The following is a 14,863-nucleotide window of genomic DNA, read 5'->3' as shown; positions in this document are numbered from 1 at the left end:
CGCGTTGCATTTTCCTGCTATAAAACAGGCTGCTGCAGCGTTTTATGCTTAACTTTTTTTCATAGTCTGCTAATTAAAAATTTAACTCCGACGCCGCTTCGCTAGCATAGAAAGTCATCAAAAATGTTAATGTGAGGTTAACGGCGAGTGACTCTGTAGCGGCGTCGCCGATCCATGCGCGGGATTTGGCGGCCAGAATCGACGCCTTGCCCGCGTCGGCCGGTCTGTGGCGCTTTATCATTCTGCTGTCGCTGGGCGGCTTTTTCGAACTCTACGATCTGTTCCAGACCGGCTATATCAGCACCGGCCTTATCGCCGACGGCATTTTCCACACCGGCGCGCAGGGCGTCTTCGGCGTGTCGGACCAGGCGGCCTTCGCCTCCGCCACCTTTCTTGGCCTGTTCGTCGGCGCCAGCCTGCTGAGCCCGTACGCCGATCGCTTCGGCCGCCGCGCCACCTTCATGTTCGCCCTGATCTGGTATGGCGCCTTCTCGCTGCTGCTGGCGTTTCAACAGCAGGCGGAGTGGGTGATCTTTCTGCGCTTTCTGGTGGGCGTCGGGCTCGGCATCGAGCTGGTGACCATCGACACCTATCTGACGGAGTGGGTGCCTGCGCATCTGCGCACCCGGGCTTTCGCCTTCGCGTTCTTCGTGCAGTTCCTGTCGGTGCCGGCGGTGGCGCTGATGTCCTGGTGGCTGGTGCCGCAGACGATTTGGGGCCTGAGCGGCTGGCGCTACGTGGTGATCGCCGGCTCGCTGGCCTCGTTGGTGATCTGGCTGGTGCGCAAGGGGCTGCCGGAGTCGCCGCGCTGGCTGGTGCAGCAGCGGCGCTATGCGCAGGCCCGGCAGGTGATGCGGGATATGGAACGGCGCTGCGGCGTGACGGCCGTGGACTTTCCGTCGCGCCCGGTGGACGATGCCGAGGGGGCGCCGCTGCGCGGCCGCTTTCGCGACATTTGGGCGCCGCAGTATCGCGATCGCACGCTGATGCTGGTGGTGATGAATTTCTTTCAGGCCATCGGCTTCTTCGGCTTCGGCAACTGGCTGCCGGCGCTGCTGTCGGGCAAGGGCGCGTCGGTCACCCACAGCCTGCTGTACGCTTTCTTCATCACGCTGGCCTACCCGCTGGGCTCGCTGCTGTGCAGCTTCTACGCCGACAAGATGGAGAATAAGTGGCAGATCGTGTTGTCTTGCCTGGTGACGGTGGTCTTCGGCTCGCTGTTCGCGCTGCAGAACAACCCGCTGTGGCTGATCCTGTGCGGCTTCTTCATCACCTGGTCCAACGCCTGGCTGACCTACAGCTACCACTCGTATCAATCCGAGATCTTCCCGACCCATATTCGCGCCCGCGCCGTCGGTTTCTGCTACTCCTTCAGCCGGCTGTCGACGGTGTTCAGCAGCATCATCATCGGCATTATCCTGCAGTACGGCGGCTCGCTGGGGGTGATCGCGTTTATCGTCGCCAGCATGCTGATCGTGATGCTGGTGATCGGGCTGTTCGGCCCGAAAACGCGCGGTATCGATCTGGAAAACATCTGACGTTTTGCGCCGGCGGCGACGCCGGCCTCTTAAGCAAAAAAACTCGCGATCATGCGAAAATTATTCCGTTATCACTGCCTTTGCGCCTGCCGTACTGTTACCCGGTACAAAATCCAATTCAATACCGAGCGGGGAACACGTCATGAGCATCCTCACCGCGCCCGATGGCGCGCGCATTTTCTATAAGGATTGGGGCCGCGGCCAGCCGATCCTGTTCTCCCACGGTTGGCCGCTGTCCGCCGATGCCTGGGACAACCAGCTGCTGTTTTTCGGCCAGAGCGGGTTCCGGGTGATCGCCCACGATCGCCGCGGCCACGGCCGTTCGGATCAGACCTGGCACGGCAACGACATCAACCAATACGCCGACGATCTGGCTCTGCTGATCGAAACGCTGGATCTGCGCGATCTGATCCTGGTCGGCCACGCCATCGGCGGCGGCGAAGTGGCGCGCTACATCGGCCGCCACGGCAGCGATCGGGTGGCGAAGGTGGTGCTGGTGGGCGCCGTGCCGCCGCTGATGCTGCAAACGCCGGCCAACCCGGAAGGCGCACCGATGGCGGCCTTCGACGGCATTCGCAGCGGCGTGGCGGGCAACCGCTCGCAGTTCTTCAAAGATCTGGCGGTGCCGTTCTACGGTCTCCACTGCGACGAGGTGGAGAGCAATGCGGGGCTGATCGACCACTTCTGGCTGATGGCCATGCAGGGCGGCATGAAAGGGCAGTACGACGGCGTGAGCGCGTTCTCCGAAGTGGACTTCACCGCCGATCTGCTGGCGATCGACAGGCCGACGCTGCTGGTGCATGGCGACGCCGATCGGATCGTGCCGATCGGCGCCTCGGCGCTGAAAGCCGCTAAGCTTATGCAACAGGCGGAGCTGAACGTATACGCTGACGGCGCTCACGGCTTGGTGCAGGTCGATCCCGATCGCTTCAACGCCGATCTGCTGGCCTTTATCCAGAATTCGCCGTTCTAAGGGGGCGCGATGAACCTGACTGCTATCGCCGCCCGCTGCGCGCAGCGGCTGCACGCGCCCGCGGTGCGCTGGCTGCTGCTGCTCGCCATTTGCGCCGCCTACATCCAGGGCGGGTTGGTCAAGGCGCTGAACGTCGAAGGCGCGGTTGCCGAGATGACCCACTTCGGCCTGCAGCCGGCGGCGCTGTTCGCCGTGCTGGTGACGCTGCTGGAACTGGCGGCGTCGGCGCTGATCCTGAGCGGCTTTTATCGCTGGCTCGGCGCGTTGGCGCTGGCCGGTTTTACCCTGATGGCGACGCTGATGGCCAATCCGTTCTGGCAGTTCGACGGGGCGGAACGCGGCCAGATGATGAACGGATTTTTTGAACACCTCGGGCTGGCCGGCGCGCTGTTGCTGGTGGCATTTAACGATTTGAAGGAGCGAACGGATGGCTGAACAGACGGACAACAAGGCGGCGGCGGGCGGCTTCGCGCCGCTGAAAATCCCCTTATTTGCGGTGCTGTGGGGTGCCACGGTGCTCGGCAACGTCGGCAGCTTTATGCGCGACGTCGCCAGCTCGTGGCTGATTACCGATCTGTCGAGCAACCCTTCGGCGGTGGCGCTGATGCAGACCGCCGCCACGCTGCCGGTGTTCCTGCTGGCGATCCCGGCCGGGGTACTGTCGGACATCCTCGATCGACGGCGCTTTCTGATCTTCGTGCAAATTTTGCTGGCCTGCGTCAGCGGCAGCCTGCTGGTGCTATCGCAGACCGGTGCGTTGACGGTGGAATACCTGCTGGCGCTGACCTTTGTCGGCGGCATCGGCGCGGCGCTGATGGGGCCGACCTGGCAGGCGATCGTGCCGGAGCTGGTGCCTCGCACCGAGCTGAAAAACGCCGTGGCGCTGAATTCGCTGGGCATCAACATCGCCCGCTCCATCGGCCCGGCGGCCGGCGGCCTGCTGCTGGCCAGCTTCGGCGCCGGCGCGGCCTATGGTGCGGACGTGATGAGCTATGTGCTGGTGATCGCGGCGCTGCTGTGGTGGAAGCGGCCGAAGGCCGAGGACAGCGGCCTGTCGGAACACTTCTTCGGCGCCTTCCGCGCCGGCCTGCGCTATGCCCGTTCCAGCCGCGAGCTGCACGTGGTGCTGCTGCGGGCGGCGGTGTTCTTCGCATTCTCCAGCTCGGTCTGGGCGCTGCTGCCGCTGGTGGCGCGCCGCATGCTGGGCGGCAGCGCCGGTTTTTACGGCGTGCTGCTGGGGGCGGTAGGCGCCGGGGCGATCCTCGGGGCGATCGCGTTGCCGCGCCTGCGCCAGCGGCTCAACGCCGACGGGCTGGTGCTGCTGGCGGCGGTGCTGACCGCCGTGGTGATGGCGGCCCTGTCGCTGGCGCCGCCGCAGTGGCTGGCGGTGGTGCTGCTGTTGGTGCTGGGCGCCGGCTGGATTATTGCGCTGACCACGCTCAACGGCGCGGCGCAGGGCGTGCTGCCCAACTGGGTGCGCGGCCGCGGCCTGGCCATCTACCTGATGGTGTTCAACGGCGCGATGGCGGTAGGCAGCCTGCTGTGGGGGCTGGTGGCGCAGGAGCTGGGCGTGGCCGCCACGCTGCTGGTCGGCGGCGTCGGCCTGTTGGCGGCGGGGCTGCTGTTCCACCGCCTGCGCTTGCCGACCGGCGAGGCCGATCTGCAGCCGTCGAACCATTGGCCGGAGCCGCTGGTCAACACGCCGGTTGAGAACGATCGCGGCCCGGTGATGATTCAGGTGGAGTACCGCATCCGCGAACAGGATCGGCCGCAGTTCTTGCGCACGCTGCTGATGCTGGAGCGGGCGCGTCGCCGCGACGGCGCTTACGCCTGGGGCATTACCGAGCACACCGGCGATCCGGAATGCATCATGGAGTGGTTCCTGGTGGAGTCCTGGGCGGAGCACCTGCGGCAGCACCAGCGGGTGTCGCACGCCGACGCCGATCTGCAGCAGGCGGCGCTGCGCTTCCACATCGGGCCGGAGAAACCGGTGGTGCATCACTTCCTGTCGCTCGACCGGCATCAGGTGAAGCATTAACTGCACGGCCAGGCGGTGAGAAGGTGCTATGCTTTTGGTCGGTTCGGCGGCGCGGCCGCCGTAAGACGAATGTAGTCAGCACAGGGAGACACATTGATGACGGCACCTTCTGCTTTTGCCCGCGAGCTTGGGCTGCGCTATCCGATCGTTCAGGGGCCGATGAACGGCGCGTCGCCGCCGGCGTTGGCGGTAGCGGTGAGCAACGCCGGGGCGCTGGGCTCGTGCGCGGCGGCGCTGTTTTCACCGGCGGTGATCCTCGAACGGGTGCAGCAGATCCGCGCGCAGACCGCCGCGCCGTTCAACATCAATCTGTTTCTGCTCGATGAGCAGCACCCGGATCTCGCCGAGCTCAAGCGTGCCCAGCACCTGTTGCGGCCGTTCCGCGAAGCGCTGGGGCTGAGCGAGCCGCCAATCCCCACCCAATTCGCCGAAAACAACCGTGACCAGATAGCGGCCTTGCTGGAGGCGGCGCCGCCGGTGGCCAGCTTCACCTTCGGCGTGCTGCCGCGCGCCACGGTTACGCAGTTCAAGAAGGCCGGCTCGCGGGTGATCGGCACCGCCACCACGGTGGCGGAAGCCCGCGCCTGGGAAGAGGCGGGCGCCGACTTCGTTTGCGTCTCTGGCTCGGAGGCGGGCGGCCACCGCCCGACCTTCCTCGGCGACATCGAGCAATCCTGCGTCGGCCTGATGGCCCTGTTGCCGCAGGTGGTGGCGGCGGTGAAGATCCCGGTGATCGCCGCGGGCGGTATCATGAACGGGCGCGGCATCGCGGCGGCGCGCTTGCTGGGCGCGCAGGCGGCGCAGCTGGGCACCGCGTTCCTGTGCAGCCCGGAGTCGGGCATCGCCGAAGCCTGGCGGGCGGCGCTGAGCAACGCCGGTGATGACAGCACGCGCCTGACGCGCGCCTTCAGCGGCCGCCCGGCGCGCGGCATCGTCAATGATTTCATGCGGCAGATGCGCGCGGAAGAGGCGCAGATCCTGCCTTATCCGGTGCAGAACGCGCTCACCGGCGATATCCGCCAGGCGGCGGCCAAGGCCGGGCGCGGAGAGTTTATGTCGCTGTGGGCCGGGCAGGGCGTGGGCCTGGCACGGCCGATGCCGGCGGCGGAGCTGGTCGCCACCCTGGCGGCGGAGCTGGAAGCGGTGTGAGGGGGAGCCAGGCTATAAGGAAAGCGGGCATACCCGCTTTCCTTTATAAAGCAACCGATTATTTTATCTTGATTGTTCCCGTCAGATGGGTAAATGAATTGTCTTTTGCGGCTATGTTGGTATAGACCGTGCCTGTATTCCAATCTTGTACGTGAACAACATTGGAGCCCGTGTGAGGTTCATGCCAATAGACCATATATATGTTCTTACTGACTTCAATAGCAGTGTATTTTACCGTATCTTTTACGCCTTTAAATGTTCCCGACATGCCTTCAAATGACATGGTTTTGTTATCACTGAAGTGCAGTTCGAAGACGGTGCCGCCAAAGTTAACTTCTGCTGTTTTACCTATCGGAGGATAGGGGGTCGTGATATGCCATGGAACTTCTCCGGCAAATACCTTGGCGCCAAATTCGAGAGAGCCTCGCCCCGGGAGTGACGGATATACTTTTTCCATGTTGGCGATGATGTCTGCGGAGTTTTTATGATAAAGAGCCGACTTTTTATAGTCGATAAGGTATTTTTTTATAAAATTCAGGGATTTTGGTGATGTGTCGTTATTAATCGAATGCCCCGGAATAACCTTTTCTGGTTTTAGAGATTGCATCGCATTAATACGCTTGATCCACAGATCAATATCCTGAACGGTTGGCGTGTCAGCCATCCAGAGATGCCCACCTGTTGATACGGAGATGCTCCCTAGTACGGTTTTCAGCGAGGGTATCCACAGATAGCTGTGTGCTGTATCGTTATCGTCATGGATAATATCGATTTCTTGACCATCAATGCTTAACTTTTTCGTTGTCATTGCCTCCGGAACGTGTAAATTTTCTGGTGCATCCTTGCCCAGTTTTTCTTTCCATATGTCCATCTTGGCGTCTTTGGTTGCAGAGATGAGGTAGGCCGTTTGGGCCGTTGCAATGACTTGAGCCTGAGGGAAGGATTTCTTAATTTCATCCAGTCCAAAATAATAGTCCGGATCGCTGTATGAGATGAAAATATATTTCAAATTTTTTCCGGATGACCTCACCATCTCAACAATTTTTTTTGCATATTTTTTCTGGAACTGCGCATCGATGAGTATGGCATCGTTGCTGCCATAAATTAGCGTTGATGTGACAGGGAAGATCGCAGCTGAACCTGGGGTGAATGTTTTTATATTCAACGTAGACGCAGAGGCTGTTGTTGATAGATTAATGGCAGCCAAAAATAATATACCGACTAGTGTTTTCATAACTCAATCATCCTTAAACAAGTGTGTCACGCTTATCACTTTATATCGCCACCCATACAAAATTTATCGCAGGACCGAGGTGGTGAAATAAAATAAAGGGATATTTTACTTGTGACGTCGTCAGATAATACGTGGTGTATAAAGAAGTGCTATCTGACGACGTTTTAGCATAGTCTCCCGTTTCGATTTACGCGATAACGTCCGTAGTCACCTCAACTTTGCCCACGAGTTGTACCAGAAAATCCGGGTTGGCATTGCCGTTAAGATTTAATGCAAGCTCACTTAGATTATTTTGGCTGTCATAAGACAACAGCGCTTCACCGGCATGGCCAGAGAAATGCTCAACAAAGTGAATAAAGTCATGGCCTTCCTCGATCTGATTAAAGAATGACAGATCAATTTTGTCTTTGCCTGACTCAAAGTCCATGACTTTGTCAGGTGATGAAATCGGAGAGTCATTCAGTTCGGAAAACACAAAAGTATCATTTCCGCTTCCTCCCCAGAGTATATCTTGACCGCCTGAACCGTAAATAATGTCGTTACCGCCCCCTCCCTTTATGAGGTTATCGGCACTGTTACCTACGATGACATCGTTGTCTGCACCACCGATGGCGTTTTCAATCGTTACGCCCGCCGCGATAGAGATATTACCCTTCAGACCACCGACATCAGAAATAGAACCTTCATTCAAGTTTATGCGTTGGTCCTGCAAGTAGCCGGAAAAGTCAAGAGTATCATTTCCGCCTGCGTCCCATATAGCGAATATGGGGGCTGGCTTACCTTCTAACGCAGTATAATAAGCTTTACCGGTTGTATTATGAAAACCGTAGACGTCATCGCCAGTTCGCGTTGACATATTGGCGCCATACAGTTTTTGTGCTGCGGCTATATCATCTACTTGTGGCGAATAAGGCGAGTGGTTATGACCAAATTCGCCGCCAACATGGCCGGAACCCCAATAAGTCATAACGGTAAACATATTATTGTCTTCAGCGTACTTTGCCTGACTATCATAACTCAGTGGTGTTCCGCCCGAGGCATCATAGTTTCCTGGGTGAGATAGCCCTAGAATATGGCCAAGCTCATGTGTGTAAAGATTTTTTATGTTTTCGGGCGGGTTTGTGTTATTAAGGTCTCCAATTGTTGGCCCTATTTTTAAATACTTATTATTGCCTGATATTGGAAATGATCCTGAAGCGCCGGTCTGTTTCATGTTGGGATCGTTAACGATGACAAAACCGACTTTTTGCTGTTCTGTTGTATCCTCAACCTCTTTGAAGGTTATATTTGCAACGTCAGACCATGATTCCATCGCTGATTTTATAATGGTTTTCTGCGCATCGGTGACTGGCACACCGTCATCGCGAAATGAATAGGTTACGATCGCCGCAGTATCTGTCACATTTTTACCATTCCAGCTGTATCCTGTTCTGGTTATTGTATCTGCAGCATTTTCTATCGTATATGATGGCTTTCCATTGTAGGTAATCCCATCGCCGCGTTCATGATAGCGAATGAGTTGGCTGACTTCATTTACAGCGTTACTTTCACTCATTTTCATTACCTTTTAGCTTGTTTAAAAAGACAACCATCGATGGCAATGCATATAACGGCCATGCCCATGCAGTTCCATTAAGTTGCCAGGTTTATTGGTGTCGACAGCGAGCCGCACCGCGTGAACATCATGACTGTTATTGGAGCCGATAGTTTTCAATAAGTCATTAACCCCCTTACATTTCTACCCGTCGGTGAGTTGAACGATGTTTAAAAACTCAATGTTCCCTGCGCCAGGACGAAGTTCATGTTTTTCAGCCCGGCATGCTGCTGCAGGCTGTGGCCGACGTCGAAGTAGACATAGGCCACCTTGAACTGAAGATCGCTGCGCGGCGTCCAGATGGTTTCGACCTGATACTGGTTGCCGATAAAGCGCGAGCCTTGCGCGCTGCCCTTCACCGGGCGCATCGGCCCGAGGTAGAAGGCATCCTCGCGGCGTTGCCGCCACAACGCGTCCCAGCTGAAGTCGATGGCCAGGGTTTGCCACGGCGTAATCGTGACCGAAGGATGAATGGCGATCAGGTTAGCCGGCGCCACCAGCCCGTTTTCGGTCAGGTAGGGCAGCTTGGGGTACATGGCGTTAAAGGTATTGAGCTGCCCATCGTGGCCGTTTTTATCGCCGCTGGCGATGCCAATTTTGCCGCCAAAGCGCGGCTGCCAGCGCCAGTCACTCACCCTATACCCGGCGTGCGCCGACGCCGACCAGGCGCGAATATCGCGCTGTTCTGCGCTACCGAACTGCCAGGCGGCTTCATTATCCCAGTCGAACCCCTGCGCCGCGCCGAAAATACGTGCGCCGACGGTATAGCGCCGCTCTTGCCCGCTGAGCTGCGCGTAGTGGGCGTCGTTATCCTCAAAGCCAAAGGTGTAGAGATCGAGTGAGGACGCCAGCGCTGCCAGCGGCGTGGTGCCGTACAACCCCCACACCTTTTGGCTGTTGTCGGTATCGTCGTCGAAACTGCCGGTTTTGAGGGTGACGGGATGGCCGATAAAGGCATCGAGGCGGTTTTTATCCTTGGCCCAGCTGGCGCGGATAGCATCGAAAGCGCGGCGCACGTTGGGGCCGTCGCGGGTGCCCATCAGGTGCAGCGAACCCAGCGCAATTTCCTGGCGGCCGACCCGCAGGGTGCCGAGGCCGTAGGCGGTGGGCAGTTTTAAGTCCACATAGCCCTGGCCGAGATAGGCATGATCTTCGTCGGTCGGCTTGCGCCCGCGATCGCGCGGCGTGGCCAGTGACGATCCCAACTGGACATAGGCGCCAAAGTCGTCGCCATAGTCGAGGCGCGCGCCAATCAGCAGGCGCTGCATGAAGGTGTCGTCGCGTCCGCCGCTCAGATCGCGTTGATCCGTCCATTCATAGCGCTCGCGCAGTGAACCGTCGAAAGACAAGGTGGCCGCATCGCCCAACGGAATGTTTTTCCAGGGGGATACGGCGGGCTCCGCCGCCAGAGCGGGGAGCGTGGAGAACAGCAACAGTGCGGGAAGCGTGCGTTTCATCATGGGTATCCGAAGAAAAAAACGCGCCGCAGCGCGCCTTGGATTCATTTAGCTGTTTGGTGAATTTCGGCGATGTAGCCGCCGGGGAAACGCACCAGCGCCGAGGCGCGGCGCTCCGCCGCCGTCGAACGCCACAGCACCTGAGCGCCGCTGGCCTGCGCTTTAGCCAGCGTGGCCGGCAGATCGTCGACGCCATAGCCGGTGCGCTCATGGCCGAACGGATAAGGCAGATGCCCGTCGGTGACGAAAATGCGCGTTTTGCCGAAGCGCGAGTCCAGTTCGATCTGGCGGATCTTGCCGCTGTCGCTGCGGCCGATCGTCGTATCGCTGACCTGTTCGTCGCTCACCACCGTGGCGTGCGAGAACGCCTGGTAGCTTTTCAGGAAATCGTCGACGCGGTAGGCGGAGAGATACAGGCGGTTTTCCGGCACGCTCAGCAGCGGCTTGTAGTTGGGCGCCTTGGTGTGCCAATAGAGCTGCATGTTGACGCCGCCGGGCCACTGGATCACCGCGTCGCGGCCAATCGGATCGTCGAAAGGCGCAACCTGCACATCGGCGCCGGCGGCTCTGGCCTGGCGGATGGCGGCGTCCATATCCCTGACCAGAAAACCGTTGCGCTCGGTGCCGAACGGGTGTGGGATCGGCGTTTTGAAATCGAACACCGAGAAGCTGCCGGCTGGCGTCAGTATCAGCTGGGAGTAAGTTTCGCTCGGCGTGGGCGTGACGTTGACCAGCACGCGTTCGGTGCTGGTACCGCCGAAGGTTTTCAGGATGCTGTCGACAAAGGCATCCATTTTGCCGCGTTCGACGTAGACATGGGTGGTGTCATATTGCGGCCCCACGGCGAGAGACGCCGTATCGGCCGCCCATGATACGGCAGGGAGCAGCAGCGCAAGGGCTGATGTTATTAACCAACGAGAGGACATACCGATAATTTGTCTCATTCTTATCTCCAGGTGGATTATTTTTCCTGAGTAAACACAGCCAGGATTGAGGAGAGCGCATTTAATCTTTTCAATCTCTATTAGGAACATCGAATAGGTTGTTAATGTCCTTTGCAAGCAAACCGATTCGATAGGTTTTAAAGTGAATAAAGGTAATGTTTTTGGTGGGTCTTAATTATAAATACATCATGTAAGCTGATTTTTCGCATCAAATTTTTATATGACTCGTTTAAAAAATACGAATGACAGTGCCATGATAAAATTATTAATGGCGATAAGGCGCTTACTTGAATAATTACTGCTTGTTACTATTTTTTTTTGGTGTGCGAGTCACAATGGCTTTCATTATCCGATGTGTGACAGTCAGGGTTATCCGCACCAGTGTTTCTAAGTTTTCCTGCCCTAATGAAAATGTGCAGTGAAATAGTGCCGATAGCCATGAGAATCACCTGTTCATATACATGAAAAGTGCTATTGATTGATTCCCATGGTTTTCTCTTGTTCGGGAATCGTCATGAGGTTTGAAATGTTCGCATCACAAGCTCTGATGGGCTTCTGCACGATCGTTATCCTCCCAAAGTGATGACTCTGTCTGCTGAGGCTATGGTGCTCTCTCGGTGGGCGATGATTATTCTGGTTATGTTCATTTGCTTTATTGCCTGATTGACAAAGTTTTCACTTTCTCGATCAAGAGAGCTGGTTGCTTCATCCATAAATAAAACACTGGGTCTTCTGTATATTGCTCTGGCAATGAAAATACGTTGTTTCTGCCCACCTGATAAACCCTCGCCCAATTCTCCAATCAAGGTTTCATATCCCATTGGCATGCTTATGATCACATCATGTATATAACTCGCTTTGGCACATTCAATCATCCATGCGTCATCAATGTCTTCCGCAAAACCACAAATGTTTTCCTTTATTGAACCAGAAAAGAGTTTGTCATCCTGCATAACGGACGCAATCATCTTGTGGTAGTTGTTAATCCCCAATTGTTGAATGTCTATACCATCGGCGATAACTTTGCCTGTTTCAGGTTCGAACAAACCGCACAGTACTTTCATCAGGGTCGTTTTTCCTGCTCCAGACGGGCCGACAATGGCAACGCTTTCTCCCGGTGCAATGGCGGCATTAAGTTGACTGAAGACCGCCGGTGATTGGCTGTCATAGCGGAAACTCAGGTCATTAATCTCGAGCGCGATCGGTAGCATTTTCGCCACGTAGTTGATATCCGGTTTTTTACTCTCCATTTCATTCAGGGCAATATCGGAAATACGCTCGTTATGCAGGCTCATCATGCGCAGCTGAAGCAGAAAATTTGTCAGTGACGCGACGCGATCGGAGAATTGCCCGCGAAAAGCGCCAAAGGCCACGAACATACCGATCGTCATTTGGTTGTCGATGACCAGGCTGGTTCCCAGCCACAAAATCACCACTTGGTCACAGGCGGCAATAAACGTATTGATGCCGCCAAAAAACAAATCCATTTTGGTGACTTTGATACCGGTATTGATGGTATCAATTTCAAGATTAAGCCAGTGGGAGCCGCGCCTCTCGGTCATGCCCTGCATTTTGACCGTCGCTATGCCATACAAGGTTTCCATAAAGTAAGAACTGGCGCGGGCCCCCCTGACCAGAGACTCTTCAGACAACTGCCGATAATAGTCATAAGTGAGTAGGCGAATCAGCACGTATATCAGCGTAAAACCCAGGACGAACCAGGTCAGGTAGCCGCCGTATAACACCATCATTATCAATACGCCAACGACCATGATGCTGTCCATAATCGCCCCGACTACGCTGGTGGTAAACGTTGTGCGCAGCGTATCCAGCGAGCCGAACCGAGACTGAATGTCTCCCAGTTTGCGCCGTTCAAAATATCCCAGTGGCAAGCGCATCAAGTGTGAAAACAAGCCAGTTTTCCACTGTACGCCGATCAGTGTGCTCATGACTAACGATGACCAGGCCCTTATCATACCGGTTGCTGCTCGCAGTAAGATAAAGAACAGCAAGCCTGCGCAAATGAGCGTCAATAATCCGCGATCGCTCGCCGGAATAGCGTGGTCCATCACGAGTTGCGTTCCGATTGGCATGACCAGATTGATGGACTCGATCACGACAGACAGACTGAAAATTTTAACCAGCGCGCCTTTGATGCCATGCACGCTGCCGATTAATGCCGACAGGCTGATTCGATTGCGGATGGTTTGCGCTGTAAAGTGGCTGCCAGGCCAGACTTCAAGCGCCACACCCGTGAAATGCTGAGATATCTCGGAGAGGCCTATGCTGCGCCGACCCCGGGCAGGATCATGAATAATAATGCGTTGCCGCCTGACGCTTACCAGCACCACAAAATGATTAAAATCCCAGTGGAGTATGCAAGGTTTTTTCAACGCGCCGATTTCATCCAAATCCAAAGAAAGCGCGCGCGTCATCATGCCGAGTTGAGTGGCTATACCCTGAGCGCTGGCTAACGTTGCGCCACGTGCTGAGAGGTTAAACTGCTGCCTCAGAGAAATCAGATCGACATTTTTTCCATAGTGCCCGCATATCATGGCCAGACAGGCTAATCCGCACTCCGAGGCTTCTGTCTGGTGAATGACCGGCACTCGGCGGCGTAGCCCCAGCTCGAGTTTACTGACGATAGTTTTAAATGGCATCCTACTCATTAACCGGCCCCATTGCACTGTGTTTCATATCGTAAAAAGGAGAAAGCATCCACTGATATATTTTTCTTCGCTCCAAAAATAAAGTGGTTTGCGCTTTCATTCCGTTTTCCAGACTTAGCATTTTTCCATTGTACCCGACCATCTGTTTTTCAGGTTTGACAATTACTTTATAATAAGGGATCGATGTCGTCTGGATATTTTGAGGTGCTCCAGGGTAAGTTTGCATTTCTTGTGTAGATGCTGGTGTTTTGGATACCATCTCTATTTTTCCGGCGAACTGACCAAATTTTTCGGCAGGAAAGGCCTCGTAACGTAGATTGACGTTATTACCCACGGAGATATAGGGAATCGCATCATTGGGTACCCAAATGACAAGGTGGTAATTTTTAATTTTGCTCGGAATGATCTGTACCAGACTGTCGCCGATATTGACCATTTGCCCCACGGTGACACTCAAGGAGTCCACTCTTCCGTCAGACAATGCCCTTACGATAATTTCACCGCTGGCATCTGTACTGACCAGTTCTTTCTTCAGTTCATAGCGTTGCAACTCCATCTGATAAACCCTGTTGTCAAAGTCGGCCGCTTGAGTTTGAATCTGGCTTTCTAAACTGGTTATCTGTAAAGCGTTTTGTTCATTTTGCCCACTCAATCCCAGTAAGTTGTTCTGTTGCTGATAATAAATAGCCGTCTGATTGGTTAACTGATCTTTGTTTATCAACCCCTTTTTTTGATATTGTTGATAGTTCTCCATGTTATTCTTCATGATGTTTATGCCTTCTTCTGCGCGCCTGATGATATCAGAGGATTTTTTGAAAGCGTCGGTGTATTGTGATTTTTGTTTTTCCAAAGCCTCTAATGTTGACCTCTTGCTGTTTTCAAGATGCGCAATGATGCTGCTTATTCGTAGTAACTGATCTTCGATATCTTTTCGTTGGTTATCGCTGACGACTCCGCTGCGCGTGCTGCGGCTGACGTCGATTTGATAGAGAGGATCGCCATATCTGACAACTTGCCCCTCATTGACGAACCTTTTGACAATGAATCCTTGCGCACGGGAATAAACATTTATTGTTCTGGGGTCTGTTGTCACTTCTCCGCTGACGTTAACGCGGCGCGTATAGGTACCTGCAATAATAAATACCAAAAGGGCGATGAGGAACAGAGCACAAAGGCCAGTAGTCAACCACAGGGGAATGCCTGGCAACAAAAGAGCCCGTCCGCGCCATTTCATTTTTTGACTGTTTATCGCTTCCTGGCGAAACAA

The 14,863-nt window shown here is 55.4% G+C and carries 11 protein-coding genes; 5 read left to right on the top strand and 6 right to left on the bottom strand.

The annotated features are described in order from the left end of the window. Window positions 1-185 precede the first annotated feature (185 nt). The 5 genes from REA38_RS02305 to REA38_RS02285 all read left to right on the top strand — a co-directional run bounded on the left by REA38_RS02305 (window position 186) and on the right by REA38_RS02285 (window position 5,698). Window positions 186-1,538: an MFS transporter gene (locus tag REA38_RS02305; protein WP_060425996.1), complete on the top strand. Its 1,353-nt coding sequence runs from the start codon at window positions 186-188 to the stop codon at window positions 1,536-1,538. Window positions 1,539-1,680: 142 nt separating this feature from the next. Beyond that, on the top strand, window positions 1,681-2,511 hold the full coding sequence (locus REA38_RS02300) for an alpha/beta hydrolase (RefSeq protein ID WP_308884826.1): 831 nt from the start codon (window positions 1,681-1,683) through the stop codon (window positions 2,509-2,511). A 9-nt stretch (window positions 2,512-2,520) separates the two neighbouring features. After that, window positions 2,521-2,946, top strand: a complete 426-nt coding sequence (locus REA38_RS02295; protein WP_033635204.1) for a DoxX family protein — start codon at window positions 2,521-2,523, stop codon at window positions 2,944-2,946. After that, window positions 2,939-4,549, top strand: coding sequence for an MFS transporter (locus REA38_RS02290; protein ID WP_308884824.1), 1,611 nt, complete (start codon window positions 2,939-2,941; stop codon window positions 4,547-4,549). Before REA38_RS02295 ends, REA38_RS02290 begins: the two co-directional genes overlap by 8 nt. 96 nt (window positions 4,550-4,645) lie before the next feature. After that, window positions 4,646-5,698 carry a nitronate monooxygenase family protein gene (locus REA38_RS02285; protein ID WP_048321782.1) on the top strand — a complete coding sequence of 351 codons (1,053 nt, stop codon included), beginning with the start codon at window positions 4,646-4,648 and terminating at the stop codon, window positions 5,696-5,698. 58 nt (window positions 5,699-5,756) lie between these two features. Here REA38_RS02285 and REA38_RS02280 read toward each other — a convergent pair whose 3' ends face one another. The 6 genes from REA38_RS02280 to REA38_RS02255 all read right to left on the bottom strand — a co-directional run bounded on the left by REA38_RS02280 (window position 5,757) and on the right by REA38_RS02255 (window position 14,863). Beyond that, window positions 5,757-6,932 (bottom strand): MBL fold metallo-hydrolase, encoded by a 1,176-nt coding sequence (locus REA38_RS02280; RefSeq protein WP_308884823.1) that lies wholly within the window; start codon window positions 6,930-6,932, stop codon window positions 5,757-5,759. A 187-nt stretch (window positions 6,933-7,119) separates the two neighbouring features. Continuing rightward, a complete protein-coding gene (locus tag REA38_RS02275) occupies window positions 7,120-8,487 on the bottom strand; it encodes a serralysin family metalloprotease (protein WP_374213766.1) in 1,368 nt (455 codons plus the stop codon). A gap of 209 nt (window positions 8,488-8,696) precedes the next feature. Continuing rightward, complete coding sequence (locus REA38_RS02270) at window positions 8,697-9,983, bottom strand: alginate export family protein (protein ID WP_308884819.1); 1,287 nt, start codon at window positions 9,981-9,983, stop codon at window positions 8,697-8,699. A 44-nt stretch (window positions 9,984-10,027) separates the two neighbouring features. After that, entirely contained in the window at window positions 10,028-10,825 is a 798-nt protein-coding gene (locus tag REA38_RS02265; RefSeq protein WP_308884818.1) for a glyoxalase, read from the bottom strand. A 668-nt stretch (window positions 10,826-11,493) separates the two neighbouring features. Beyond that, the gene (locus REA38_RS02260) at window positions 11,494-13,596 is read right to left on the bottom strand and encodes a peptidase domain-containing ABC transporter (RefSeq protein WP_308884816.1); all 2,103 of its coding nucleotides are present in this window, start codon (window positions 13,594-13,596) and stop codon (window positions 11,494-11,496) included. Beyond that, a complete protein-coding gene (locus REA38_RS02255; RefSeq protein ID WP_308884814.1) occupies window positions 13,589-14,863 on the bottom strand; it encodes an HlyD family secretion protein in 1,275 nt (424 codons plus the stop codon). The genes REA38_RS02260 and REA38_RS02255 overlap by 8 nt, the downstream gene beginning before the upstream one ends.

It is taken from the genome of Serratia sp. MF1(2023), from assembly GCF_030954545.1.
GTDB classification, from domain to species: Bacteria; Pseudomonadota; Gammaproteobacteria; order Enterobacterales; family Enterobacteriaceae; genus Serratia; species Serratia sarumanii.
The sequence above is the reverse complement of the archived record's forward strand: the minus strand, read 5'-3'. Positions and strand labels throughout refer to the sequence as shown.